This is a genomic window from Streptomyces sp. CO7, assembly GCF_053474865.1.
The window spans coordinates 78,308-78,961 of the sequence record NZ_JBRIOU010000007.1 but is presented as its reverse complement, the minus strand read 5'-3'; the positions used below and the strand labels follow the sequence as shown (position 1 = coordinate 78,961).

Annotated in this window: 1 protein-coding gene; it reads left to right on the top strand. The window is 73.1% G+C overall.

Annotated features, from left to right (window positions below; all coding sequences use genetic code 11):
* Positions 1 to 36: 36 nt before the first annotated feature.
* On the top strand, positions 37 to 492 hold the full coding sequence (locus ACOV8S_RS24170; RefSeq protein ID WP_448320252.1) for a GNAT family N-acetyltransferase: 456 nt from the start codon (positions 37 to 39) through the stop codon (positions 490 to 492).
* Positions 493 to 654: the final 162 nt, after the last annotated feature.

Here is a 654-nt window from a genome sequence, read left to right as displayed (position 1 = left end):
TGGCGGCGTCGAGCCGCCCCGTGAAACCCCCCCGCCATGACGCTTCCGCCGGCCCTGCCGTCCCTCCCGCCCCTGCCGCAGGGATACGAGTTCTCCGCCGACCCGGCCCGCGTGGACGCCGGCCGGGTGCACCAGTGGCTGTCCACCGACGCCTACTGGGCGCTCGGCCGCTCCCGTGAGAAGCAGGACGCGGCGATGGCCGGCTCGATGAACTTCGGAATGTACGACATCGTCACCGGGGTGCAGGTCGCCTACGCCCGCGCGGTGACCGACCGGGCCACCTTCGCCTGGCTGTGCGACGTCTACGTCGACCCGCAGGTGCGGGGCAAGGGCCTCGGCAGCGCCCTGGTCGCCCGGGTGCGCGAGGAGCTGAGCGGCTTCGGGCTGCGCCGCATCATGCTCGCCACCCATGACGCCCACGACGTCTACGCCCGCCTCGGCTTCGCGCCCCTGGCACGGCCGGACGACTGGATGGCGCTGCAGCTCCCCTGAGCACCCGGGCGCACGCAGGGGTTACCGGGCGTGTTACCCGCCGGTGCCGGCCCTCTTGACCCGCCCTCCCCGCGGGTCGACCATCACCGCATGCATGTTCGGGTCACCTTCGTTGCAGCCGCGAGCAGCACCCGCCCGATCGCCGAGCGATTCGACGACGAC

What these genes read in the sequence shown, in the direction of transcription:
- ACOV8S_RS24170 (WP_448320252.1), top strand. Translation starts at nt 37, where the DNA reads ATGACGCTTCCGCCGGCCCTGCCGTCCCTCCCGCCCCTGCCGCAGGGA.